This is a genomic window from Methylophaga sp. F7, assembly GCF_056863975.1.
This window is the reverse complement of sequence record NZ_CM166511.1, coordinates 2,810,585-2,834,509: the sequence shown is the minus strand read 5'-3', so window position 1 is coordinate 2,834,509 and position 23,925 is coordinate 2,810,585. Positions and strand designations below refer to the sequence as shown.

The 23,925-nt window shown below is 46.4% G+C and carries 18 protein-coding genes, 1 tRNA gene and 1 pseudogene; 10 read left to right on the top strand and 10 right to left on the bottom strand.

Features of this window, described 5'->3' with window-relative positions; all coding sequences use genetic code 11:
* Window positions 1-102: 102 nt before the first annotated feature.
* A complete protein-coding gene (locus AC08OG_RS14250) occupies window positions 103-417 on the bottom strand; it encodes a hypothetical protein (protein WP_292356639.1) in 315 nt (104 codons plus the stop codon).
* 273 nt (window positions 418-690) lie between these two features.
* A complete protein-coding gene (gene hxlA, locus AC08OG_RS14245) occupies window positions 691-1,332 on the bottom strand; it encodes a 3-hexulose-6-phosphate synthase (RefSeq protein ID WP_292356637.1) in 642 nt (213 codons plus the stop codon).
* Window positions 1,333-1,537: 205 nt separating this feature from the next.
* Between hxlA and AC08OG_RS14240 the strand changes: the two genes are divergently transcribed.
* The 3 genes and pseudogenes from AC08OG_RS14240 to AC08OG_RS14230 all read left to right on the top strand — a co-directional run bounded on the left by AC08OG_RS14240 (window position 1,538) and on the right by AC08OG_RS14230 (window position 3,841).
* Window positions 1,538-2,371: an HAD-IIA family hydrolase gene (locus AC08OG_RS14240; protein ID WP_300495760.1), complete on the top strand. Its 834-nt coding sequence runs from the start codon at window positions 1,538-1,540 to the stop codon at window positions 2,369-2,371.
* An 18-nt stretch (window positions 2,372-2,389) separates the two neighbouring features.
* Entirely contained in the window at window positions 2,390-3,379 is a 990-nt protein-coding gene (gene dhaK, locus AC08OG_RS14235) for a dihydroxyacetone kinase subunit DhaK (protein WP_482929785.1), read from the top strand.
* A gap of 19 nt (window positions 3,380-3,398) precedes the next feature.
* Window positions 3,399-3,841 (top strand): annotated as a pseudogene (locus AC08OG_RS14230) (GxxExxY protein).
* A 33-nt stretch (window positions 3,842-3,874) separates the two neighbouring features.
* Here AC08OG_RS14230 and dhaL read toward each other — a convergent pair.
* From dhaL to AC08OG_RS14215, 3 genes are all read right to left on the bottom strand, one after another.
* On the bottom strand, window positions 3,875-4,510 hold the full coding sequence (gene dhaL, locus AC08OG_RS14225; RefSeq protein WP_482929784.1) for a dihydroxyacetone kinase subunit DhaL: 636 nt from the start codon (window positions 4,508-4,510) through the stop codon (window positions 3,875-3,877).
* Window positions 4,511-4,669: 159 nt separating this feature from the next.
* Window positions 4,670-5,863, bottom strand: a complete 1,194-nt coding sequence (locus AC08OG_RS14220; protein ID WP_482929783.1) for a porin — start codon at window positions 5,861-5,863, stop codon at window positions 4,670-4,672.
* 679 nt (window positions 5,864-6,542) lie between these two features.
* A tRNA-Phe gene (locus AC08OG_RS14215) sits at window positions 6,543-6,618 on the bottom strand.
* Window positions 6,619-6,691: 73 nt separating this feature from the next.
* On the opposite strand from AC08OG_RS14215, the gene AC08OG_RS14210 reads away from it, so the two are divergent.
* A complete protein-coding gene (locus tag AC08OG_RS14210; RefSeq protein ID WP_482929782.1) occupies window positions 6,692-7,825 on the top strand; it encodes an efflux RND transporter periplasmic adaptor subunit in 1,134 nt (377 codons plus the stop codon).
* A gap of 45 nt (window positions 7,826-7,870) precedes the next feature.
* Entirely contained in the window at window positions 7,871-10,993 is a 3,123-nt protein-coding gene (locus AC08OG_RS14205) for an efflux RND transporter permease subunit (RefSeq protein WP_439503990.1), read from the top strand.
* A 39-nt stretch (window positions 10,994-11,032) separates the two neighbouring features.
* On the opposite strand, the gene AC08OG_RS14200 is transcribed toward AC08OG_RS14205, so the two are convergent.
* The 5 genes from AC08OG_RS14200 to AC08OG_RS14180 form a co-directional block, all read right to left on the bottom strand.
* The gene (locus AC08OG_RS14200) at window positions 11,033-12,148 is read right to left on the bottom strand and encodes a hypothetical protein (protein WP_439503991.1); all 1,116 of its coding nucleotides are present in this window, start codon (window positions 12,146-12,148) and stop codon (window positions 11,033-11,035) included.
* A gap of 27 nt (window positions 12,149-12,175) precedes the next feature.
* Complete coding sequence (mutL, locus tag AC08OG_RS14195) at window positions 12,176-13,852, bottom strand: DNA mismatch repair endonuclease MutL (protein ID WP_482929781.1); 1,677 nt, start codon at window positions 13,850-13,852, stop codon at window positions 12,176-12,178.
* Between the two features lie 47 nt (window positions 13,853-13,899).
* Window positions 13,900-15,285: an N-acetylmuramoyl-L-alanine amidase gene (locus AC08OG_RS14190; protein WP_292356615.1), complete on the bottom strand. Its 1,386-nt coding sequence runs from the start codon at window positions 15,283-15,285 to the stop codon at window positions 13,900-13,902.
* 100 nt (window positions 15,286-15,385) lie between these two features.
* Entirely contained in the window at window positions 15,386-15,838 is a 453-nt protein-coding gene (tsaE, locus tag AC08OG_RS14185; RefSeq protein WP_482929780.1) for a tRNA (adenosine(37)-N6)-threonylcarbamoyltransferase complex ATPase subunit type 1 TsaE, read from the bottom strand.
* Complete coding sequence (locus AC08OG_RS14180; RefSeq protein WP_292356612.1) at window positions 15,838-17,328, bottom strand: NAD(P)H-hydrate dehydratase; 1,491 nt, start codon at window positions 17,326-17,328, stop codon at window positions 15,838-15,840. Before AC08OG_RS14180 ends, tsaE begins: the two co-directional genes overlap by 1 nt.
* 46 nt (window positions 17,329-17,374) lie before the next feature.
* Here AC08OG_RS14180 and queG point away from each other — a divergent pair, with 46 nt between their 5' ends.
* The 5 genes from queG (at window position 17,375) to AC08OG_RS14155 (ending at window position 23,807) form a co-directional block, all read left to right on the top strand.
* Window positions 17,375-18,448 (top strand): tRNA epoxyqueuosine(34) reductase QueG, encoded by a 1,074-nt coding sequence (gene queG / locus AC08OG_RS14175; RefSeq protein ID WP_482929779.1) that lies wholly within the window; start codon window positions 17,375-17,377, stop codon window positions 18,446-18,448.
* A 36-nt stretch (window positions 18,449-18,484) separates the two neighbouring features.
* Entirely contained in the window at window positions 18,485-20,446 is a 1,962-nt protein-coding gene (locus AC08OG_RS14170; protein WP_482929778.1) for a methyl-accepting chemotaxis protein, read from the top strand.
* A 30-nt stretch (window positions 20,447-20,476) separates the two neighbouring features.
* Complete coding sequence (locus tag AC08OG_RS14165; protein WP_482929777.1) at window positions 20,477-22,357, top strand: PhoX family protein; 1,881 nt, start codon at window positions 20,477-20,479, stop codon at window positions 22,355-22,357.
* A gap of 431 nt (window positions 22,358-22,788) precedes the next feature.
* Window positions 22,789-23,505 carry a sodium:calcium antiporter gene (locus AC08OG_RS14160; RefSeq protein ID WP_482929776.1) on the top strand — a complete coding sequence of 239 codons (717 nt, stop codon included), beginning with the start codon at window positions 22,789-22,791 and terminating at the stop codon, window positions 23,503-23,505.
* Window positions 23,502-23,807 (top strand): hypothetical protein, encoded by a 306-nt coding sequence (locus AC08OG_RS14155; RefSeq protein WP_482929775.1) that lies wholly within the window; start codon window positions 23,502-23,504, stop codon window positions 23,805-23,807. The genes AC08OG_RS14160 and AC08OG_RS14155 overlap by 4 nt, the downstream gene beginning before the upstream one ends.
* Window positions 23,808-23,925: the final 118 nt, after the last annotated feature.

Here is a 23,925-nt window from a genome sequence, read left to right as displayed (position 1 = left end):
GCTTAAAATTTTTTAATATCACGACGACCATAGCCGGTTTAATACCGATTATTTTCCCACCATCAATTAGGTGGCGGGTAAGTTATTCGTAATAAAGGCTAATTAAGCTTTGCTGCGAATATAACGCTCAACACCGGTTAATGGAGCGGCATTAGCTTTGCTGCGAATGTATCTTTCAACACCTGTCATCGGTTTATTTGCTGACAGTTTGTTGCGAATATATTTTTCAACGCCAGTTAATTTTGAACCGCTTTGTGATTGGTTGCGGATGTAGCGTTCTACACCTGTTAAACCATCATTTGTATTTTTCGGTGCTGCTGCAGTTTTTGATTCCGGTTTACAACAACTGTCATTGTCAGACGAAAACAAGCCTTTAAAAAAGCTGCAGATTGAAGCAAAAAATCCTTTATCACTCATGAGTATACCCCTGTTACATTTTTAACCCCATCTGCCCAACATGATGAGGTTGGTGCAACGGGTAAATTACTATTTTAGATTCTGTGTGGCAAGCCAGCAGGATTGCAGACTACGGATTATAATCACGCTCTGCTGTTTTTGACCAATTTATCTGCATGGTCAATAAGTTATACCGGCAGAACTTGCAACATTAAATCCGGATGAGTCAGCTAAGCGTAAAAAAACGAGTGGCACAGGGCCACTCGTTTTTATTTATGCTACTGTTAGTTCTGCTTACGCAGCATCAACCAATGCGCGCAGTTCTTTAGCAGAATCTGCTGGAGAAGGTGCGCCGTAGATAGCAGCACCAACGACAACGATAGTTGCGCCAGCTTGGATTGTTTTCTGGATGGTGTCTTTGTTCAGACCACCAGCAACAGAAATACGTACACCCAGATTCAATGAAGCGATTGCTTGCAGATCAGCAAATGGTGTTTGACCAGCTGCTTGCGCATCCAAACCAGTGTGAACACCGATGATTTGCGCACCGTTTTTAGCGGCTTCAGTTGCAACAGCTTTTTTGTCTTTAACGCTGATCAAGTCAATTTGGGCTTCTGCATTGTTAGCATTGGCTGCTTTGATTACGCCGCCCATAGTTGCTTTATCAGATACACCAAGAACAGTACAGATATCTGCGCCTGCTTCGTAGAATGGAGTTGATTCATATTCACCAGCATCCATTGTTTTCAGGTCAACCAGAATCAGGTTGTTAGGGAATTTGGTTTTCAGGGCAGTGACGATTTCCAAGCCATTGTATTTAATGCAAGGTGTACCGACTTCAAGAATGTCGACATAAGGTGCAACTTGTTCTGCCAATGCGAGAGTTTGATCGAAGTCCAGAGAATCCAGAGCCATTTGGATAAGTGCTTTTGCCATGCTGACATGCTCCTAATAATTGATTTAATTTGTAGTTTTACGTTGAAAATACGCTCGCAGACTATAAAGCACAAGGTTCATTTATGTCAATTTTTCCGGGTTTTTAACGATTTTCGCGTTCGTTTATAACTGGACAGCCTATTTTGTTCTGTGCGACGCTTTTTCAAGTTTCATTTCAATTACATTATTTGATAAGCAGGTAATCATGCAAACAATCAACGACCTGGGTGCATTCATCATCGATATGGATGGTGTCTTATGGCAGGGTAGTAAACCGTTGCCAGGATTAACAGAGTTTTTTTCTACATTGCGCGCCAAAAAAATTCCATTTGTACTTGCGACAAATAATGCCAGTTTGACGCAACAGCAATATCTAAAAAAACTCGCGGACATGGGGGTTGAGGTATCAGCCAACGAGATTCTCACCTCCAGTATGGCGACTGCCCGCTATCTGGTGGATACATTGCCTGCAGCGAAACGGAGAGTATTTGTCATTGGTGAGTCCGGTCTTATCGAACCTTTGCAACAGCAGGGGTTTACCGTGACCTCAACCTATTATCCTGCTGATCCTGATGCAGAAACAGATGATATCTGGGCGGATATTGTGGTTTCTGGTCTGGATAGACAACTTAACTGGAACAAATTGGCCACAGCAACCTTAAATCTCCGGGCTGGTGCAGAATTCTATGCGACTAATGCCGATACGACCTTACCCACTGAATTGGGTGAAGTGATGGGGAATGGTGGTGTGCTGGCTGCATTAACCGCTGTGACGGGGATTGAGCCCATTGTCATTGGTAAACCTGAACCTATTTTGTATCAACAGGCTTTTGAGATTCTGGGTACTGATAAACATAATACAATCGCCATCGGTGACAGGTTGAACACAGATATTTTAGGGGCCGTAAATGCCGGTATGCGCAGCATTATGGTGTTAACTGGCGTGTCATCTGAAGCTGATCTGGCGGAGATTGATTACAAACCTGATTGGATTTTCCAGGATATTCAGGAAATAACAGCGTTATTAAAACAGCTCTAAAGAAAGGGGAGTGAGAGAATGAAAAAAATAATTAATCACGTTGATAATCTGCTTGATGAGAGTCTGAATGGCTTCGTCAAGGCTCATCAAGATATTGTTTCACTGCAACAGCAACCTGCCTTTGTGCGGCGTGCAAGCATTTCAACAGAACCAAAAGTTGCACTTATCTCTGGTGGTGGTTCGGGGCATGAGCCACTGCATACCGGACTGGTAGGTAAAGGCATGCTGGATGCCGCCTGCCCCGGACAAATCTTTACCTCGCCGACACCGGATCAAATGTTAGCAGCGGCAGAATCAGTTGAAAATGGCGCTGGCGTGTTGTTTATCGTTAAAAATTACGCTGGCGATGTGATGAACTTTGAAATTGCTGCTGAAATGCTGGAATGTCAGCACGAAACAATATTAGTTAAAGATGATGTTTCGTTACCTGAAGCACATAGCACGGGTCGTCGCGGGGTCGCAGGAACATTGATTGTTGAGAAAATGGTCGGTGCTGCGGCTGAGCAAGGTAAAGATCTAAACCAGTGTAAAAATCTTGGCGATCGTGTCGCCAGTAACACCGCATCAATGGGCTTTGCTTTAACCAGCTGTACCGTTCCTGCCGCGGGCCGTCCGACATTTGAACTCAGTGAAAACGAAATTGAAATGGGCGTGGGTATTCACGGCGAAAGAGGGCGCGAACCGATGACCATGAGCTCCGCCGAAGAGTTGGTGCAACATGTTACTGCGGCTATTGATAAAGAATTAAATCCTCAATCAGGACAGCAGGTTCTTCTGCACGTAAATGGGTTTGGTGCGACGCCATTGATGGAGCTTTATCTGGTGTTCGATCTGGCCGCTAAATTCTGGGAAGAAAAGGGTGTTGAAATCAAACGCTCGTTAGTGGGTAACTACACAACCTCACTCGATATGGCTGGTTGCTCAGTGACATTGACCTTACTGGATGAAGAAATGACTGCCTTATGGGATGCCCCCGTGCATACCGCAGCACTTCGTTGGGGCTGTTAGTTTTTATTAATCGACATGGATGTCGCTGTGGTTTGAGCTTTTATTCTTGATCCGCAGATTACGCAGATGGACGCAGATTATGCAAAAGGATATGCAAACATACGAAATTATTGGTGCGGCAATGAGAGTACATAAGTCACTTGGCCCAGGTTTTCTCGAACCTGTATATCAAGAAGCACTGGAGATTGAGTTTCAGGGAAGAAGCATTCCCTATGAACGAGAAAAATGTCTACCAATAATCTACAACGAGAGACCACTTAAAACATTTTATAAAGCTGATTTTGTATGTTTGGGGCTATTATCGTTGAATTAAAAGCATTGCAAAAATTATCAGGGCATGAAGAAGCTCAAGTCATCAACTATCTAAAAGCCTCGCAATTAAACAAGGCATTACTATTGAATTTTGGTGCAAGAAGTTTGCAGTACCAAAGGTTGGTCTTGAATCTGCGCTCATCTGCGTAATCTGCGGATAAATATCTACTAATTGACTCGAGGTTAATGATTTTCAATAATCACATCAGCAATAGCACACAACATTAGCTGACTGGTACGAGCTCCGGCATCGATATGTCCTCGGGCACGTTCACCGAGAAATGAGGCTCGTCCTTTGGTGGCAAGCAGATCCTTAGTCGATTCCATTCCTTGAACCGCAGCTTTTTTCATATTTTCTAATACATTTTTTAGCTCAGCATCTTGGTCACTGTTTTGTTGCAGAATGGTTGAGGCAGGAATTAATGCATCCAGCATGGTTTTTTCACCAATGTCTGCTTTACCCCGAGCTTTGATGGATTCAACCCCAGCGGTAAATATTTCAGCCATACTCGTTAAATCTAAGGTTTTATCTTTCGCCGTTTTGCCCATCGTCACAAACATTGAGCCAAATAAAGACCCCGATGCGCCGCCCATAGTAGACATTAAGGTCATACCAATCTTGCTCAACGCGGCCGAAAACTCGAGTTGCTCCAACTCTTCACTGTTTTTTAACAGAGCCTCAATTCCACGCTGCAGATTAATCAGATGATCTCCATCGCCAATCGCCTGATCCAATTGAGCAATTTCGTCAGCATGTGCATCTATGGTGTTTTTGCTAGCATGGATGAAGGGTAAAAGAGAAATATTGCCGTGGGACATAAATACCTCAAAACGTAATTACAACAGCCCTCTACTTTAGCGTAAATAATCTGCAGTTTTTCAGGAAAACGTGAAATTGAATGCAAAAAAAGCCCCAACCCGAAGGTTGAGGCTTTTTATCAGTTTTAAACTAAACCCGTGGGTTTAGAAAATAACTTTTTACCAGCTGATGAAACCACCGATAGCCAAAACATCAACTTCATCTTCATCAGATTGAATGTGATATTCAGTTTCCATGCGTGAGTATTCAGCAACCAGTTTCAGGTTAGCTGTAACGTCATGGTAGATACCGATTGTAGCCATTTTGTTGGCATCTAAATCTGCGAAACCACCGGTAGCAGCATTGCTGCTGTCACGGTCAAGAGTAGATTCACCGTAAGAACCAGCTACAAATGTTTGGCCACCAAAACGGTAACCTAACTGTGCATAGTAACCATCGCCATCGCGTTCGTCACCATCAACACCAAATGCACCCAGACCCAGACCACCAATACCTTGGCCTTTACCATCATACCAAGCAGCAACAGCTTCAAAACCACCCAGGATTAACTGACCACCAACGGTATAAGCATTAGTTTTAGCGCTATCGATATTGTTATAGCTAACTTTTTGAGTCATGCCATCTAACCACAATTTAGCTGAACCGCCATCAAATGCAGTACCGTAGCTTAAAGAAGCTTCATAACGTGCATCTTTCTCATAACCAGTCGCATCACGAGCTTCTAAAAAGTCATCGCCATCAGCAACAGCTAAAGCAAGTTTGAAACCAGCCATATCGACTGAAGTCCAGCGAATTTGTGAACGCCAGTTAGCATATTCATAACCCCAACCAATACGACCTAAAGAGGTAGTACCTGTGTTTTGGTCACCAGAAGAAATAACGCTGGTTGCACCAACACCGTATAAGGTTTGATCTAACAAGATGTTGTTAGCTGCATAAAGACCTAAGCCTTTACCAATCATGATTTGACCAAAAGCACCGTCTACTGTCGCAAACGCTTCACGTTGCTCCATGCTGCCTGCGCTGCCGCCATCGACGCTAGTGAAATAGCTGCCGTTATTTGTAGATGGAGAGATAGAGACGCGAGCTGCTACTGTCAAACCATTAATTTCAGGGGCTTTAACGTTAAAGCCAAAGAACGTTGGTAATAAGCCGTTCGCTACGCCTTGGTTGTTTTGGTCGTAACCGCCGTTAGCGCTGTCTTGATCTGAAGCGATAAAGAATTGGTTGATGTTACCGTCAACGCTGAATTCATATCCGTTTTCGCCGCCAACAACGATTGTCGCGTTAGCTGCGCCGGCTGCTGCGAATGCCGCTGCGCCGATTAATGTAGCAAGTGTAGTTTTTTTCATGTCTGTTCACCTTCTAGTTGTTAACAGATTACTTTAAGTTTCTCTCGTAACCGGAATGTTTCGCGGTTAAGAGTGTATTTTCCACATCTACAAAACCTTTGCAACACTTTTACAACAAAAAAATGTGAATTTGGTCATTTAGATACGAATGTGTGTGTTTTTTACAACAACTTAGGTTTTTCTATCTATATATGTAGGGCAAAATTAAATTAACCACAGAGGCACAGAGGACACAGAAATTAAGTTTTTATGGATAAAGCCGCTGGACCTTGGAATAGCCGTGGGAAAAATGTCATCCGCAGATTTCGCAGATGAACGCAGATTAAACTTTGAAAACTTAATTGATATGCACTTTGGCCTATCAACAGACTATAGCTCGATTTTGATTAATTTAGCGCTGTAGAAAATATTTATACTGCGCCAATTATTTAACTAGAGCTTCGTGGTTTCTGTTTGTCCATGGTTAATATTCATGTCCAAACATAGAAGCTGCATAACAACTTCCATGAAAGCATCTTTAAATACCATCTGCGAAAATCTGCGTAATCTGCGGATAAATTTCTATTAAAACTCCGTGCCCTCTGTGTCTCTGTGGTTAATCATCAAAGAAGATATAGATGTCAGAATTAAAGGCAATAAAAAAGCCCGGGTTGCAATGCAAACCGGGCTTTGAATTCGATGGTGGCTCGACCTGGAATCGAACCAGGGACACAGGGATTTTCAATCCCTTGCTCTACCAACTGAGCTATCGAGCCAACAAGGTGCGGTATTAAACCTGCACGCGTGCTTGCTGTCAAGTCATGTTCAGTATCCTGGGAAGTTCTCCTTGTGGCATTTAGACAGCCATGCTGTAATGGCGGGCAGTTTTGCATCGGGGCAGCAAATAAAAATGAATTCCAGTCAGCGTGTTTTATTGTGGATCGTCAGTGTTTTAGCGATAGTTGCAGCACTTTATTTTTTTCGCCATTATTGGATTCACTTGCCCCAGCAGATAAACATCTTGTAGACGCTGATGATGACGATGACGGTGATGACGAGAAGCAGAATCATCAGTTTGCGCTGTCAGTTGAGTTAACCGAAGCTGCACAAAAAATGGCGTCCATTGAAAGTCAGACATTGATGGAAAGTTTCTATACCCCCGAAATACGAGCTATGGCAGTGGTTATACCGACTCGGGAGCTGCAATTAGCCCACTCGCGCTGTTCTGAGGCAAAAATGAACCTTCGTATGGCTAAGGTTAATGAACAGGGGATGAGCAAAGAGTTATCGCGTTTAAAAACACTTCAGCAAGCGACCGGTAGTGTGGCATCAAAAGAGGTGGACTTTGCGCAAACCAATTTATCGATTGCTCAGGCGCAAGCTGAGTTAAAACAGCAATTAGTAGAAAACTGTCACGCTGAAGTACGCCAACAATGGCCTCAACCCGTTGCCGACTGGGTTATTAACGGTGGGGAACAATTCGAACTGCTGATGTCGCGGGAACAGTCGATTCTTAAAGTCACTTTGCCTCCCAAACAAAGCCTGAATCCAAACGTTGATACTGTGCGGTGGCAACAACCCCATCAACAAAATGATGTTGGTGAGGCGCAACGGCTTGCCGCTGCCATCAGTGTCGATCCGGTGTTAAGTGGCGAGACCTGGTTTTTTCTGAACAAATCATCCTCTTTGCAGGAAGGTGCAAAGTTACATGTGTGGGTGCCTACTGAGCAGGGTGCATTTTCAGCGGTGCTGATTCCGTATCAGTCAGTGGTCTGGTACGCGGGCCAGCCATGGGCCTATTTGCGCATGGATGAGCAGCGTTTTCAGCGTATTTCGTTGCTTAATGGTCATGACTCGGTGGAAGGTATTTATCTGCAACAGGGATTCCATCCGGGCGATGCCGTTGTGACCTCAGGTGCTCAGACATTGTTATCAGAAGAGTTCAAATGGCAAATTCATGATGAAGACGATGATGATGACTAGCCAAATCATCAGCACCCCCTCATTCGATAATTAACAGGAACACGGATGCTTTCTCATTTGGTTGCTTTTTCGGTTCGTGCCCGCGGTGTGGTACTGGCATTAGCGTTATTAATGTTGGGCTATGGTTCCTATCAGCTCTACAAAGCCAGTCTGGATGTGTTTCCAGAGTTTGCTCCAAAGCAGGTCATTATTCAGACCGAAGCGTCTGGATTTACTGCCGAGCAGGTGGAAACCCTGGTGACCCAACCAATTGAAAACGCACTGGGTGGTCTTCCGGATGTCATGTTTGTACGTTCAGCTTCGACGCCCGGATTGTCCGTTGTAATCATTACCTTTGAAGATCGAAGCGATATTTATCTTAATCGCCAGTTGGTCTCTGAACGGTTGATGCCTGCACAGGGACAATTACCGCAGGGCGTTGGTCCCGCTTTAATGGTGCCCCTGGAATCTTCTTCCGGCACCATCATGACCATCGGGTTGACCTCTGATCAGCAGAGCCTGATGAGACTGCGGGAAATGGTGGACTGGACATTAACGCCCAGATTGCTTGCCGTTGATGGTGTAGCTGATATCAATGTGTTCGGTGGTGCAGAGAAACAAATGCAAATCCAGCTCGATCCTCAAAAACTGGCTTTATACCAGTTGTCCCCCATGGATATCGTTACAGCCGCTCGTGAAGCTACGGTATTGCAAGGCAGCGGATTTATTGAAAACAGCAATCAGCGCATGATGCTGCAAGTGGTCGGTTTTCCGGTGAGCGCTGACACAATGGCGAAAGTAGTGATTCGCCAGCAGGGTCAGTCTGTGCTGCATCTCGGTGATGTGGCAACCATAGAATATGGTCCTGCACCCGCTATCGGTGGCGCCGCAATCAGTGGTGAGCCTGGCATAGTATTGATGGTGATCGGTCAATATAAAGCCAATACTCTGGCAGTAACCCAAGGCATTGAAACTGCGTTGAATGAGTTTCGTGATGGGTTTGAAGTTGATGGTATTGAGTTACACGCCGATTTATTCCGCCCGGCCAATTATATTCAAACCTCGCTGGCGAACATCCAACATCATCTGCTGGTTGGTGGTGGTCTAGTGCTTTTAGTGCTGTTTTTATTCCTGTTCAATTTACGCACGGCGATTATTTCGATGACCGCCATACCACTATCATTATTTGCCGCGTTGATAGTGCTGCTGGAGTTCGGGGTTAACATCAATATTATGGTGCTGGGCGGTTTGGCTATCGCGCTAGGTGAGGTGGTTGATGATGCGATTATTGATACCGAGAATATTTTCCGTCGTTTACGTGAAAATGCCGCATTAAAAGAACCCCGTCCGGTTATTCAGATTGTTTATGAAGCATCGATGGAAGTTCGTGGTTCGGTTGTTTATGCCAGCTTAATTGTGATGCTGGTGTTTGTGCCTTTATTAACTCTGGGCGGAGTGGCTGGAAGAATGTTTGAGCCATTAGGTGAGGCTTATATTCTGGCGATTCTGGCTTCGTTGTTTGTGGCGTTGACGGTCACACCGGCGTTATGTCATACGTTACTCAGTCGGATTGGGGTTACCCGAACCTCTGAGCCACCACTGATCCACTGGCTGCAAATCCTCTATGGGCGCGTTTTAAAAGTAACCTGTCAATTCCCCAAACTGATGATAATCAGCGTATTGGTGTTGTGTATCGCTGGAGCCAGTCTGCTGCCATATTTCGGTGGACGTTTCCTGCCAGAGCTGCGTGAGGGGCATTACATTATTCACACGGCTAGTGTGCCCGGTACCTCGCTGGAGGAATCCTTGCGAATTGGAGGGTTGATTGAACAGCAGGTAGCGGCAATACCTGGGGTGCGAGCCACATCACAATGGGCCGGTCGTGCAGAGCGTGGCGCTGATACATTTGGCACCCATTACAGTGAATATGAGGTGGACCTGGAGCCACTTTCGGGCCCTGAGCAACAAGTTGTTCTGGATGAAATTCGTGAAATTCTGGAAGCGTTCCCGGGCATCAGTTCTGAGGTGAACACGTTCCTGACCGAGCGGATTGATGAAACCATTTCAGGTTATACCTCGCCGGTCGTAGTCAATATCTATGGTTATGATTTGGATGCACTTGATTATAAAGCGCGCGAAGTGGCTGAGGTGATGGCCGATATCGAGGGAGCCACAGATATACAGCTACGCGCTCCGCCGGGTGAACCCCAACTGCAATTACGCATTAAACTCGAAGAATTACCCCAATGGGGCCTGCAGCCGGCGACGGTGATGCAGAATATCAAAGCGGCATTTGATGGTATTCAGGTTGGACAGATATCCGAGGGGAACCGTTTGTTTGATATTCGTGTGGTGTTGCCACCCGACCTGCGTGAACAACCGCATCAAATTCTGAGTATGCCATTACGTACTCTAGATAACAGGATGTTGACACTGGGAGATGTCGTTGAGTTACAGCAGGTTTCCGGCAGACATGCGATTCTGCATCACGGTGCTCAGCGATTGCAAACTATTACCTGTAATGTCACCGGACGCGATTTGCGTTCATTTTTTCAGGAACTGCAACAACGGATCCATGAGGATGTGCAGTTCGATGCTGATACTTACCCCGAGTTTACCGGCACTGCTGTGGCTGAAGCCGAGTCACGTAAGGATCTGATGATTCATTCCATTCTGGTTGGACTTATCGTGCTCATTTTATTGTATATGGCACTGCGCAGCGTGCGTAACACGTGGCTTGTGTTACTGAATTTACCCTTCTCGTTATTGGGTGGTGTGGTGGCAGCGTGGTTAACCGGAGGCGTGCTATCTATTGGTTCGCTGGTGGGGTTTGTCACGCTGTTTGGTATTACCCTGCGAAATGCCATTATGCTGGTCTCACATTATCAGCATCTGATTGAACATGAGGGTAAGGCCTGGGTGATGGAAACGGCTATTCAGGGAGCGCTGGAGCGTCTGCCATCGATTTTAATTACTGCATTGGTCACTGCGTTGGCGATGTTGCCAATAGCAATTAACGCTGACAGCCCGGGTCGTGAAATTATGGGGCCAATGGCGGCCATTATTATCGGCGGGCTGATTTCGTCGACATTGCTGACTTTACTGGTATTACCCAGTGTGATGTTGCGTTATGGCGAGTTTAACAAGCAACGACTCACTCAAACGGAAACCACCATGCAAAGGCAATGATGCCAAGAACAATCAGGATCAAAATAATTTCAACAATCATCAGCGACCGATAGCGAAAGTTTCTGTTGTATTGTTGCGTTGCTCAGCAAAGAATTGGTAAATCTGTTTTATTTCATCACTGGAAAAGCGGATTAAAATCAGTTCCTGTCCGGGACGGATCAGGTCGGGATCATAGCCCATGGTGTGAGTATTGAAGTTATAAACGTAACTGGTCGATACTTTATCATGCAGAATCTTGCCTAAAAATGAACTTAGCCCGGTGGGTAATGGTTCATCTGCATCCGCTGGAATCAGCACACTGACTTTTTGCTCTGAGCCATCTCGTTGCAGGCGGATTCCCTGTCGAAAATTGCGAATCAAACCAGTCTGAATAATGCCCCAGAGACCTTGAATATCCTCTTCCGTTACCCGGTGCAGATAAAACAGGCTGTCCTGCATTTCTTCTGAATCACTATCAATTAACTCGGCGATATCCAGTTTTTGTACACCCCGACTGATGGTGACAGAAATTTCCTGATTCTCTGGAATACCTGACTCGGCCAGCTCGCCTGCTTTAAGCTGTTTGACCTGTTTCTGCTTGCGGATTTGAGTCACAGGCGCCTGTTGATCAATATCTTCACGTTTTAACAACTCCACCAATGGGGCGGTAATTGTCTCGCCTTGTTCAGTCACAATGGTAATCGGCGCGATATGATCCTCTTCCTGAGTTTCCAATTCCTGCAAGGTGGTCTTTTCACGGGTTTCTTCGGTATAGCGAATGGTCACCGGAGTATCATCGCTAAGCGATGTGTCATCCATCAGACTTTTTAATGTGGTGACGCGTTGTTCAAGTTCTGGCAAGGCAATAATGCTGTCCGGGCGGACAAACATATCGTTATATTCATTAATAATAATCGTATCTGTATCAGAATTCGCCAGATTATCCACAAACGCTTCTGCTTCCTGTTCACGAATGGTTTCACTATCCGGCACTTCATCAGCGGAGCGAATAATTTCCAGCGGTAATTCTGGTTCGATTACTTCTATCGGCGGGTCGACTGTTAATTCACTGCGGTTTGGCGGCGCGTCACTCCATAACAAATAGCCAAACAGTAATAACACGATAACAGCGAGTATCGCCGCGATGATTGTGGAACCTGTACGGGCTCGATCCATTTGAAAACCGCCTCAGTGCATGTTTAATCAGTCCGAGAATAAGCTACCAAGTGTCGCCAGATCAAGTTCTCGACACCATGGCTTTTCAATACATTCCGACAGAGTGACCGATTTCAGCCATTCCTCTGCCTGCTGGGGCAGAATCGTATCTGAGGTTTGCAATAACTCAGAAAGATAAAGACCAAGACTCTCTGCATCAATATTATCTTTAGTGACAGCTGTGATGACTGCATACACCACTGACTTCAGATCCAGCTGTGCCAGTGCAATGGGGATTTTTTTGATGATTACAGCATTTTCCATCGGTTGTAACTCAAAGCCGAATGAGTTTAGTAATGTCTGTTGTTTTTCAACACTGTTTAACTGGGCGTCACTGCACGGCTGGCTGAGCGGCACCAGAATCGGCCGGCTTTTCAAGGGCAACTGTTTTAGAAGCTTGCCGAATTGTTGCCGGCGCGAACTGGAGAGGGCTTTTGGAAGATCAATCAGATAATGCTGTTGCTGAAAATGTATCCAGACATATCGTTGGTGCAAAATCTGCATTAACTGAATAGCATTATTTGAGTCAGTCTGGTTAATGGATAGCGGCCTATGGACAGCATACTCTGGAGGAGCTGTGGCAAGGTCATGTCTTTGATAGAGCGAAGCCTTTTCTGCAATTCGTGGCATATTTGTCGTAGAGGGACTTTGAACAGGGCCAGTAATTATTTGTTGCTGTAACTGATCTTTTACCGCTCGATGGATCAATCCATGAATCAGCCGGGTTTCCCGAAAGCGAACCTCATGTTTGGTTGGATGTACATTCACATCCACCCGATCCAGTGGAATGGTCATATAAAGAACATAGGCTGGATGACGGCCAGCCGGAATCAAATCGGCATAGGCCTGACGCACTATCTGACTGATCAGACGATCCCGTATTACCCGGCCATTAATAAAAAAGTATTGTTGATCAGCCTGAGGACGATGCGCCTCCACATGCCCCAACCAGCCTTTTATCGTAATGATATCAAACGCTTGATCAATCGCTATGGCCTGCTTTACAAATGCTTGACCACAGATTTTGCCAATTCTTGCCAATTGCTGAGACTCAGACTGGGCAATGGGCAGGTTGAGCTTTTGCTGGCCATTTAATTGACACTGAAAGCGCACATCGAAGCGGCTTAATGCCAGTCGCTGCATGGTGGTAAGGATTTGTTGCTGTTCGGTACGCGCACTGCGCAGAAACCGGCGGCGGGCTGGCAGATTAAAAAACAAATCTCGCACGGCCACAGTGGTGCCTTCTGGGTGGACAACGGGCTCTGGTTCATCTTCCTCATGATGAATCTGCCAGCCACATTCACTGTTCTGCTGCCGGGAAATCAAACTCAAATTGGAGACCGAGCTGATACTGGGTAAGGCTTCACCACGGAATCCCAGACTGGATATCTGGCTCAGCTGATCACTGGAGGAAATTTTGCTGGTGGCATGCCGGCTTAGCGCCAGACAGAGATCTTCAGGATGAATACCTGAACCATTATCCCGAACCTGAATCAGCTGACTGCCTGAACCTTCAATGGTCACATCAATTTCTGTTGCTGATGCATCCAGACTGTTTTCCACTAGTTCCTTGATGACAGATGCCGGGCGTTCGATAACTTCGCCAGCCGCAATTTGGTTGGCAAGTTGTAGGGGCAGTGCAAGGATACGTTTCGGCGTCAGCATCGATACAGTTTAACAGCTGCGAACAGCAAATCCGCAGTCAAAATCACTCAAGGAATTTTTAAAACGTCACCGACCATCAGTTTGCTGGTTTGCAGATTATTGGTGGATTTCAATTCAGACATATTGACCCGATAGCGTTGTGCAATGGTGCTTAAGGTATCCCCGCTGCTAACAATATGTTGTTGCGGTTTAACCTGCTGGGTTATCGGGTTTCTCTGGAAATAACTACGAATACCAGCCAGCATTGCCTGCGCCAGTTTGTTCTGATGATTGACATCATTAAGCTTGCGCTCTTCTTCCGGGTTGGAAATAAACGCTGTTTCTACCAGTACCGAGGGAATGTCTGGTGATTTGAGTACTACGAAAGCGGCTGATTCAACCTGTTTTTTATGTACCGGGCCAACGCGTTTCAATCCCCCCAGAACACTGTTACCCACTTCAAGACTGGCTTCAAGACTGGCGGTCTGTGATAAATCGAGTAATACCGAGGCCAGCAGGTCGTCTTTATCCTCCAGACTAATACCACCAGCCAGATCAGCAGCATTCTCACGGTCTGCCAGAATCTGAGCCGCCTCACTACTCGCTCCGCGTTGCGATAGCACATAGACCGAAGAGCCTTTGGCGCTGCTACGTTGGAAGGCATCAGCATGGATGGAAATAAACATATCCGCACCATTTTGTTTGGCTCGCTGAATACGTTGTCTCAGGGTAATGAACTCATCGCGTTCACGTGTCATAAAGGCACGCATTCCCGGTTCGTTATCCACCAGCTTTGCCAGCCGACGGGAAATAGCGAGTACCACATCTTTTTCACGTGTACCTTTTCTGCCAATCGCCCCCGGATCACGGCCCCCATGTCCCGGATCGATTGCTATCACGATATCGCGACGGGGTAGCATCGGTCTATTGCGTACCGTGGTCGTAGTGGCTGTTTGCTGCGGTGGTGGGGTGTAATCAACTTTTGTAATTTGAGTGGAAGCTTTTTCTTCCTCTTTAACAGCCGCTTTTTCTGGTGATTTTGATGATTTGTTAGTGGCCAGAGCCGTGGCTGGTCCATGTTTTAAATCGACCAGAAGACGATGCGAGTATTCACCTTCAGGCGCCAGAGTCTGAATCTCATAGTCCGTTTGCTGTTTAAGATCGAAAACCAGGCGATATGTTTCTTGATCATGCTGGGCATGACGGATTTTTTCGACTACTGCACTGTTAAATGTCGGGGCAATTAATTTTTTGTTTACCTTTGCGGCTTTAAGATCAACAACTAACCGATGCGGATTTGTCAGTGTAAAGCTGGAATATTCCAGTGCTGTATCAAGATCCAGTACCACCCGGGTCAGGTTGGTATTTTGGGATATACGGATATTCTCAACCGAGGCGGCAAGCGCATCGACTGTAAACATCAATAATATCAATCCCAATAACAAACGAGACATAGCAAGTTCCAACAAATTACACAGTGCTAGTTTGTGATTGAAGTAATAAAAAATCAAGACTTTTTTCTATATTTTTAATGAGATAGCGAATAAAGCTGAATTAGTTGTGAAGTTTGTCGCAGATATCAGAAGCAACTTCGGAATAAGCCCTAAAAATAACTTCACGGCCGGAAGTCTGATATTTCAAAGAGATAAGCAGGTCGGGCTCAGGTAAAACGCCTGTGCCTTGTTCCGGCCATTCGATTAACGAGAGGGCGTTGGCAGAAAAATAATCTTCTATACCCAGATAGAGCAGTTCTTCCGGATCAGCGAGACGGTATAAGTCAAAATGGTAAATATCCCGCGCATTGAGCTGATAATGCTCGACCAGAGTGTAAGTCGGGCTTTTAACTTTACCTGAATGGCCAAGAGCTTTGAGCAATCCCCGAACAAAAGTCGTTTTCCCCGCTCCAAGGTCACCTTTGAGGTGGATGCAGAATGCTGAATCAGGCAGCAAGGCCGCCAGTTTAGCCGCTAATTCCAGAGTAGCATGTTCGTCTTTGAGCCAGAACATTAATAGATAAGATTTGCTAGTCGACGCAGATGTGGCATCAAATCCATGGCCAGTGTGCCGCGTTCACCATCAAGTTCGGCTGCTTTATCCGCCGCCATGCCGTGAAGCGTGACGCCCACACAGGCGGCATCCATGATTGGAAAATGCTGCGCCAGCAGTCCCCCAATGACCCCGGCCAGTACATCACCCATACCACCACTGCCCATTCCGGGATTACCCCATGTGGAAAGACGGGTCGGTGCTTCACCGTTGGAAATCAGTGTTCCTGATCCTTTCAGAACTACCACGCCACCATAACGTCTTTGCAGTTCATAAACTGCAGCAAAACGATCTGCCTGGATTTCTTCTGAGCTACAACCCAATAAACGGGCTGCTTCACCAGGATGCGGGGTGAGCACCCAGTTATCATGATGTTGTGGGTTTTTACTCAGCAGATTTAGCGCATCTGCATCAACGACCATCGGCAGGTTGGTTTCAATGGCTTTCTGGAATAACGCAATGGCCCATTCACTCTGGCCAAGACCAGGGCCAACTGAAAGTGCATTTGCAGGACGCAGCAATTCCTCAAGCTCACTGGCACTTTCAACGCCATAACACATCAATTCAGGTCGGGCCAGATTCAGGATGGGACCGTGTGCACTTCGGGTTGCAATACTGGTTAAACCGGAACCTACGCGCGCTCCTGCCTCAGCTGCAACGCGTGCTGCGCCAGGCATACCATGATCGCCGCCAATGATAAACAAATGGCCATATAAACCTTTATGACCTGTACGCTCGCGAGGGGCTAGTCCTGCCGCATCGTTTTCCAGACTGACCCGACGCGCAATGGGGGTAAAAGCTTTATAGATGGCAGAAGGGACTTTTAATGAATCAAAGCAGACCTGGCCACAGTAATTGGGGCCTTCGCCGGTAAATAACCCTTTGTTCAAACCTAGAAAGCTTAATGTGATTGTGGCATGGACGGCGGTTCCTAATGCGCGGCCGGTGTTAGCATGAAGACCGGAAGGAATGTCCAGCGCTAAAACCGGTATTCGTTTTGTATGTTCATTGATAGCGTTAACCGCTAAGGCATGGTAACCACTTACTTCACGACTGAGCCCTATACCCAGAAGCGCATCAACAATAACGTCTGTGGTGGGTAATTTATCTTCAAACCGATGAATTTCAACACCGCTGGCAAGAATTGCTTCACGGGCTGCAAAGGTTTCCTCGCTCATTTCTTTTTCATCGCCCACCTGAAAAATGCTGACGCGATACTCTTCCGCGATTGCCTGTCTGGCCAGTTCGAAGCCATCCCCACCATTATTTCCAGTACCGCAAACCACTAATATACGTTCAGCTTGGGGCCAATGACATTTAATACAATCCAGCGCAGCCCCGCCTGCACGTGCCATTAATGTTGCTGACGAAATATTATGTTGCCCTGTGACAATACGTTCCAGTTCACGGGTCTGTTCTGCAGTGTAAAGTTCATGTGGCAAGGTCGACATAAAATAATATCCCGATGAAAAAATTCAGTTCTTTATAATAGCCCGCATGGCCGATTCAAATACAGTGCAGTTATCCCGAACGCTTTTAAAAGATATGCAGATCTGGGCGCGTTCACTGGGCTTTCAGCAGCTTGGGGTCAGTGATATTGACCTTTCTGCAGCTGAAGATCAATTGCAACAATGGTTAGCGCGCGGTTTTCATGGTGAGATGGAGTTTATGCAACGCCATGGCAGTTTGCGAACCCATCCCGAAGAGTTAATGCCCGGAACTATTCGCGTAATAACCGCCAGAATGGACTACTGGCCTGAAACCGCTTCCGATGCATGGCAAGTGATGGGCGAGAGTGAATTGGGTTTTATCTCCCGTTATGCGCTGGGTCGGGATTATCACAAATTGATACGTAAGCGTTTACTTCGGCTTTCGAAACGAATTGAGGAGGCCGTTGGTGTAATGGGATATCGGGTTTTTACCGATAGCGCACCCGTGATGGAAAAAGCCCTGGCACAAAAATCCGGACTGGGCTGGATTGGCAAACATACCAATGTGTTAAACCGGCAAAACGGTTCATATTTCTTTTTGGGTGAAATTTATACTGATCTGCCTTTACCACTGACAGAGCCTGTATCTGATCATTGTGGTTCCTGCACGGCCTGTATCGATATCTGCCCGACTCAGGCGATTGTCGCACCTTACGAACTGGATGCCCGGCGTTGTATTTCGTATCTGACCATTGAGCTTCGCGGCAGTATCCCTGTCGAATTCCGACCTATGATGGGCAATAGGATATATGGCTGTGATGACTGCCAGTTGGTATGTCCCTGGAACAAATTTGCTCAGATGACAACAGAATCGGCTTATTTGCCACGCGAAGGTCTTGATGCCCCTCAGCTGGTGGATTTATTTGCCTGGACCGAATCTGAATTTCTGCAACGCCTTGAAGGTAGCCCAATACGCCGCATTGGTTATGAATGTTGGTTGCGGAATATTGCTATTGCTCTGGGGAATGCCAAAACTTCAAAAACAGTTTTGGCGGTATTAAAGGACCGGCTTGAACATCCCTCAGAACTTGTACGTGAACATGTACAGTGGGCTTTGGAACAACACAATACCCCGTCATAAAGCTGTCATTAACACCCTATAGAGTCTCGTGCCTGTATGTCTATTTATACTGGAGCAGGTGTGAGATTAAGTGTGGTATCAAGATGGCTGGCAATATTTATGGCTGCTGGATTAATGATAGGAGTGCTGGCGGGTATTTGGGGTTGGCAACAATTAGATAAGCCCTATCAGATCGCCCAGCAGTTCCAGCAATTTAAATCCCGGTTTGATATTGAGGTTCGGGTGTTGTTGGCCCGTTATCTGGCTTCCGGTGATGCTGACCTGCTGCAACAGGCGGAAACACAGCTTGTTGAATTATCTACCGTAGAACAGACCTGGCTCACTGAACAGGATAATCAGACGATTCAATCTGCCATTGCCTTGCTTCAGGAAAAAGTACTTGAAGTGCGTGAGGCTGGAAAACTGGCTGGTAATCCACAAGCGCTGCTGATTCAGAATGAACGTGAACGAGATGGTGAAATTGGCCTTTTGATCGACTACGCTCAAAATAGAGAAGCGCAGGGGCATCCCTATCAGCAATCCTTTACAGCACTACTGGCAGAATTAAGTCGTCAGCTGAATGATATTGGTCGCCTGCGGCAGCGTTATATCGAATTGCAAACCAGCGAGATTCAAACAGCATTAGTTTCTGCGAACAATGCGTTTATCGATAAGTTGGAACAATTAAATACTCTGCCAAAATTTGGTGTTTATTCAGAAGTGAATACCGAAGCATTAATTCCCCAGGAGCCGGAAGAACTTGGGCAACGTGGCATTGACTCATTATTCTCATTGAGCAGACGCTATGAAAAAGAATTAAGCAATACATTAGAGTTTGATCAGCAGCTACAACAAAAACGCACGGCCTTAGGTGGCGAGATTTCTACATTTGCCGATAAGCTGGATCAGTTTCAGTTAAAAATAGAAGACATCAAACAGTCTATCAGTCAGCAGGTACAGTGGATCATGATGGGGGTTGTTACCATTATTATCCTGACTATTTTGCTGTTCTATTTTTTACAGAAACGAATCATCCGTTTTCTAATTCAGTTAGAGCATTATTTCAGCCAGATGATTAAAGGTAACTTTCAACAGACGCTGGTTTCACAGCTACCGTTTGTCGAATCACGATCCGTTGAGCAATCGGCCCTGCAGCTACAAAGTTATTTTGCTCAGTTGATTGATAAGCTGAATCAGCAATCTCAAAATGTATTGGCTGCCAGTACTGATTTACAAACTGCCTCAATGCAGGCGGTATCGGTCAATCAACAACAGATTGCCGCCACCGAGGAAGTTTCGGCTGCGGTCACCGAGTTATCGTATTCCTTTAAAGAGGTTGCCCAAAGTGCCTCAAATGCGGCTGAATCAACAGAACAGGCTACTCAGGCAACTCAGCAGGCCAGTCAACAATTAACCAGTGCTGCCAATGCCAGTCATCAACTCGCTGAGGATTTGTTAGCATTTGAGAGCACGATGAATACATTGGAACAACGTGGCAAGGATATCAGTCAGGTGCTGGTGGTGATTCAAAGTGTGGCTGAGCAAACAAATCTGTTGGCCCTGAATGCGGCAATTGAGGCCGCAAGAGCCGGTGAACATGGCAGAGGTTTCAGTGTGGTAGCCGATGAAGTTCGACAATTGGCGACCCGCACTAAACAATCAACGGAAGAAATTCAGGCCATTATTGTCGATCTGCTGAACAGCAGCGGTGAAGCTGCTGCAACGGTTCGATCCCAGAGTCAGTTTGCTGAACAATGTGCTGAACAAGGTTTTAAAGCTAAAACAGCGATGACTCCGGTAATAAACGCGGTGCAGAATATTCATCAGGTCAATGCTTCCATCGCTACAGCAACCCAGCAACAGACAGCGGTAGTGGATGATATCGCCAGAAGTACCGAACAGATCAAACAGCGCTCAGAGACCGTGAATCAGCAAATAACTGAAATTGAACAGGCTGGGCACAGTCTCAATCAAGTCAGCCAGAGTTTGAATAAACTGGTGGGGCAACTAAAACAATAAACCGAGTGATAATTTGTAGTTGGAATTTTTATGAACAACCATTTTGATCCACTCCTGCAAAAGCAGTTGAGTCGACGCTCAGTGCTGCAATTCAGTTTAGGTGCGATGCTGGCATCTGCAATGCCATTATCCTCGGCCGCTACAATGCTTCGCAATCAAGCTCAATTGCTTGGCTTTACACCGATTCCGACCGCTGATTTACTCGATGAAGTGGTGGTGCCGGAAGGCTACCGGGCTGAAGTGTTTTACCGCTGGGGGGATCCTATTTCGGATGGTCCGGCATTTAACATGGATGCCAGCAACAGTGCCGCTGATCAAATGCAACAGGCCGGTATGCACCATGATGCCTTGCAGTATTTTCCACTGCCTACAGGTTCAGAGAATAATGATCATGGCCTGTTGGTAATGAATCATGAATATCTGGATCTGGATGTCATTCATACCGATGGCAGCCATAAGCATTCACCGGAAACCTACACTGCCGACAAAGTCGCCAAAGAGCAAAATGCTCATGGTGTATCGCTGATTGAAGTCAGACAGGAAAATGGTGAGTGGCAAATTGTCCGTCCATCGACCTATGCCCGCCGTTTAACGGCTAACACACCAATGCAGATCAGCGGCCCGGCTGCAGGACATGAGTTGATGAAAACCCAAGCTGATCCAGAAGGCAAAAACGTGCTGGGGACTTTAAATAACTGCGCCAATGGTAAAACTCCCTGGGGAACGTATCTGACCTGCGAAGAGAATTTTCATTATTACTTTGTCGCTGATCCCAAACACTCAAGAGATGCGGAAACCGAACGCCGCTGGCAACGCTATAAGCTGGGGTTCAGTTATTACGGCTGGCAGCAGTTTGACGCGCGGTTTGATTTGGATAAAGAGCCTAATGAAGCCAATCGCTTTGGCTGGGTGGTTGAATTTGATCCATATAACCCACAAAGCATTCCGGTAAAACGGACCGCGCTGGGACGTTTTGCCCATGAAAATGTGGCGCACAAAATAGGCAGGGACGGCCGTTTGGCATTTTATTCAGGTGATGATTCCAAATTTGAATACATCTATAAATTTATTACCCGCGATGCCTGGGATGGCAGTCTGGGCGCACATCATGGTCGGTTGCTGGATGATGGCATTCTCTATGTAGCACGCTTTGAAGAGGATGGCAGCGCCCGTTGGTTGCCGCTGCTGTTTGGTGAAAATGGGTTAACGACGGAAAACGGGTTTGTCGATCAGGCCGATGTTTTGGTTCATGCCCGTGCAGCAGCAGATATCGTTGGCGCCACCAAAATGGACCGCCCGGAATGGATCACGGTGCATCCGCATAACGATGAGGTGTTTGTCTCACTGACCAATAACAGTGATCGGGGCCAACAAGATAATGTCGGTAAAGATGCCGCTAATCCGCGTAACCAGAACCTTTTCGGTCATATCATTAAATTCAGTGAAGCCGACGCCACTGCCACTGAGTTTAGTTGGCAGGTTTTTGTTTTTGCTGGCGAAGGAAAGGGTGAGCAGTTCGCCAATCCCGATGGCTTATATATAGATGATCGCGGTGTGTTGTGGATTCAAACTGATGTCAGTTCCAGCGTGATGAATGACGGGCAGTTTAAAGAGTTTGGCAATAACCAGATGCTGGCAGCTGATCCGGCAACCGGCGACATCCGCCGTTTTCTCACCGGCCCAGTCGGTTGTGAAGTCACTGGCGTGATCATGACGCCGGATATGAAAACCATGTGGGTGAATATTCAGCACCCGGGTGAAATGTTAGATGTTCTGCAAAGACGTGGCATCAATAAGTCCCCCCAAAACCCTAACGCGGCCAGTAACTGGCCCGATCATCATCCAAATGGCCGTCCTCGTTCCGCCACGGTGCTTATTAGTAAAGAGGATGGTGGGGTGATTGGGACGTGATGCCGAGTCATTAACCACAGAGACACAGAGATTTATATAGTCGTTAATCCGCAGATTTCGCAGATGGACGCAGATTATTTGAGAAGTAATATGGATATTACCGTGCCTTACAAACCATAAATGTTGATGGATAAATTTTTTTCGTAGGTTGGCGCTTAGTCTGCGAAGCCCAACACTATATTTATGTCGGGTTACGCTTGGCTAACCTGAACTGCTTCATTTATCAACCTCTGTGCCCTCCGTGTCTCTGTGGTTAATTCAAAAAAATCTGCGTCCATCTGCGTAATCTGCGGATCAAATAATATTAGTTTTGATTGGGTTTGCGAAACCCAAGATTTATTCTGAAAAATACAACGGATTAGCTGTTAGTCTTGGCTGAGACTAAGTTTTGATTACTATTGCAGGTAGTTCATCGCCATTTGAGGCCCTAAATGTTTTCATCCTTGACGTTCAACGTGATCGCTTTTGGTATCGCTGCTCTGATCATCATTCTCGCTGGCAGTCGGTTGGCAAAACTGGCAGATGAACTGGCTGATCGGACTGGCATGGGGGAAGCACTGTTTGGAGTGTTACTGCTGGCGGGAGTGACTTCGCTACCGGACTTTGCTGCGACATTAAGTGCCGCAATGGATTCACGCCCCGATCTGGCCATGAGTAATGTTATGGGTAGCATGGCGGTGAATCTGGTGTTTCTTGGTATTGCGGACATCGTATATCGCAAAGCCAATCTGGAGCATGCAGCCGCTTCCCCTGTGAACCTGATACTCGCAGGCTTGTTGATTGTATTACTGACACTGCCATTACTGGCGACCGTCTCGCCCTCAGTTTCCTTTTGGGGTGTACATCCGGTTACGCCAGTGATCGTTTTTAGCTATCTATTTGGATTGCGCTTGGTTCACCGCGCGCAATCACGACCAATGTGGTTTCCACGGCCAACACAACAGACAGTTCCGGATAAACCCCAAAAACAACATCATGGTAGCCTGGCGGCAACATGGCTTGGTTTTATTGCACTGGCTTTCGTGACCTGCATCGCGGGTTGGATGGTAATGGAATCAGCCAAAGGTATTGCCGATCACACCGGCCTTTCGGACACTCTGGTGGGGGGCTGTTTACTGCCCTGGCGACTTCTACACCCGAATTGGTGACCACTATAGCCGCGATACGTTATGGCGCGCTGACCCTGGCAGTTAGTAATATCTTCGGTACCAACTGTTTTAATATTCTTGTAGTAGCCGCAGCCGATGCGGGCTATCCGCATAATTCCATCTATCACGATATGTCACCCGTCCAGATGACATGGGGATTGGTCAGTATCCTGATGACTGCCATTTTGTTGCTGGGCATGGTGCGGCGCGAGACATACGGCATTGGCCGAATTGGTTTCGAAAGTGCCTTAATTCTCTCCGTTTACGTCATCGCCTTGGGCATTATTTTGTTAAATGGCTGAGACCTTTCAGATTATTAACCACAGAGGCACGAAGCGCACAGAGGTTTATATGGATATTTATCCGCAGATTACGCAGATTAATTTAGAGGCAATGGTGTGATTTAACCATGCCCCCTAA

Excerpts from the sequence above, each read along its gene's own strand:
- hxlA (WP_292356637.1), bottom strand. The coding sequence starts at position 1,332 with ATGGCAAAAGCACTTATCCAAATGGCTCTGGATTCTCTGGACTTCGAT.
- AC08OG_RS14165 (WP_482929777.1), top strand. The coding sequence starts at position 20,477 with ATGAACAACCATTTTGATCCACTCCTGCAAAAGCAGTTGAGTCGACGC.
- AC08OG_RS14220 (WP_482929783.1), bottom strand. The coding sequence starts at position 5,863 with ATGAAAAAAACTACACTTGCTACATTAATCGGCGCAGCGGCATTCGCA.
- AC08OG_RS14190 (WP_292356615.1), bottom strand. The coding sequence starts at position 15,285 with ATGTCTCGTTTGTTATTGGGATTGATATTATTGATGTTTACAGTCGAT.
- AC08OG_RS14240 (WP_300495760.1), top strand. The coding sequence starts at position 1,538 with ATGCAAACAATCAACGACCTGGGTGCATTCATCATCGATATGGATGGT.
- AC08OG_RS14180 (WP_292356612.1), bottom strand. The coding sequence starts at position 17,328 with ATGTCGACCTTGCCACATGAACTTTACACTGCAGAACAGACCCGTGAA.
- dhaK (WP_482929785.1), top strand. The coding sequence starts at position 2,390 with ATGAAAAAAATAATTAATCACGTTGATAATCTGCTTGATGAGAGTCTG.
- mutL (WP_482929781.1), bottom strand. The coding sequence starts at position 13,852 with ATGCTGACGCCGAAACGTATCCTTGCACTGCCCCTACAACTTGCCAAC.
- AC08OG_RS14170 (WP_482929778.1), top strand. The coding sequence starts at position 18,485 with ATGTCTATTTATACTGGAGCAGGTGTGAGATTAAGTGTGGTATCAAGA.
- AC08OG_RS14205 (WP_439503990.1), top strand. The coding sequence starts at position 7,871 with ATGCTTTCTCATTTGGTTGCTTTTTCGGTTCGTGCCCGCGGTGTGGTA.
- AC08OG_RS14160 (WP_482929776.1), top strand. The coding sequence starts at position 22,789 with ATGTTTTCATCCTTGACGTTCAACGTGATCGCTTTTGGTATCGCTGCT.
- AC08OG_RS14200 (WP_439503991.1), bottom strand. The coding sequence starts at position 12,148 with ATGGATCGAGCCCGTACAGGTTCCACAATCATCGCGGCGATACTCGCT.
- tsaE (WP_482929780.1), bottom strand. The coding sequence starts at position 15,838 with ATGTTCTGGCTCAAAGACGAACATGCTACTCTGGAATTAGCGGCTAAA.
- dhaL (WP_482929784.1), bottom strand. The coding sequence starts at position 4,510 with ATGTCCCACGGCAATATTTCTCTTTTACCCTTCATCCATGCTAGCAAA.
- AC08OG_RS14250 (WP_292356639.1), bottom strand. The coding sequence starts at position 417 with ATGAGTGATAAAGGATTTTTTGCTTCAATCTGCAGCTTTTTTAAAGGC.
- queG (WP_482929779.1), top strand. The coding sequence starts at position 17,375 with ATGGCCGATTCAAATACAGTGCAGTTATCCCGAACGCTTTTAAAAGAT.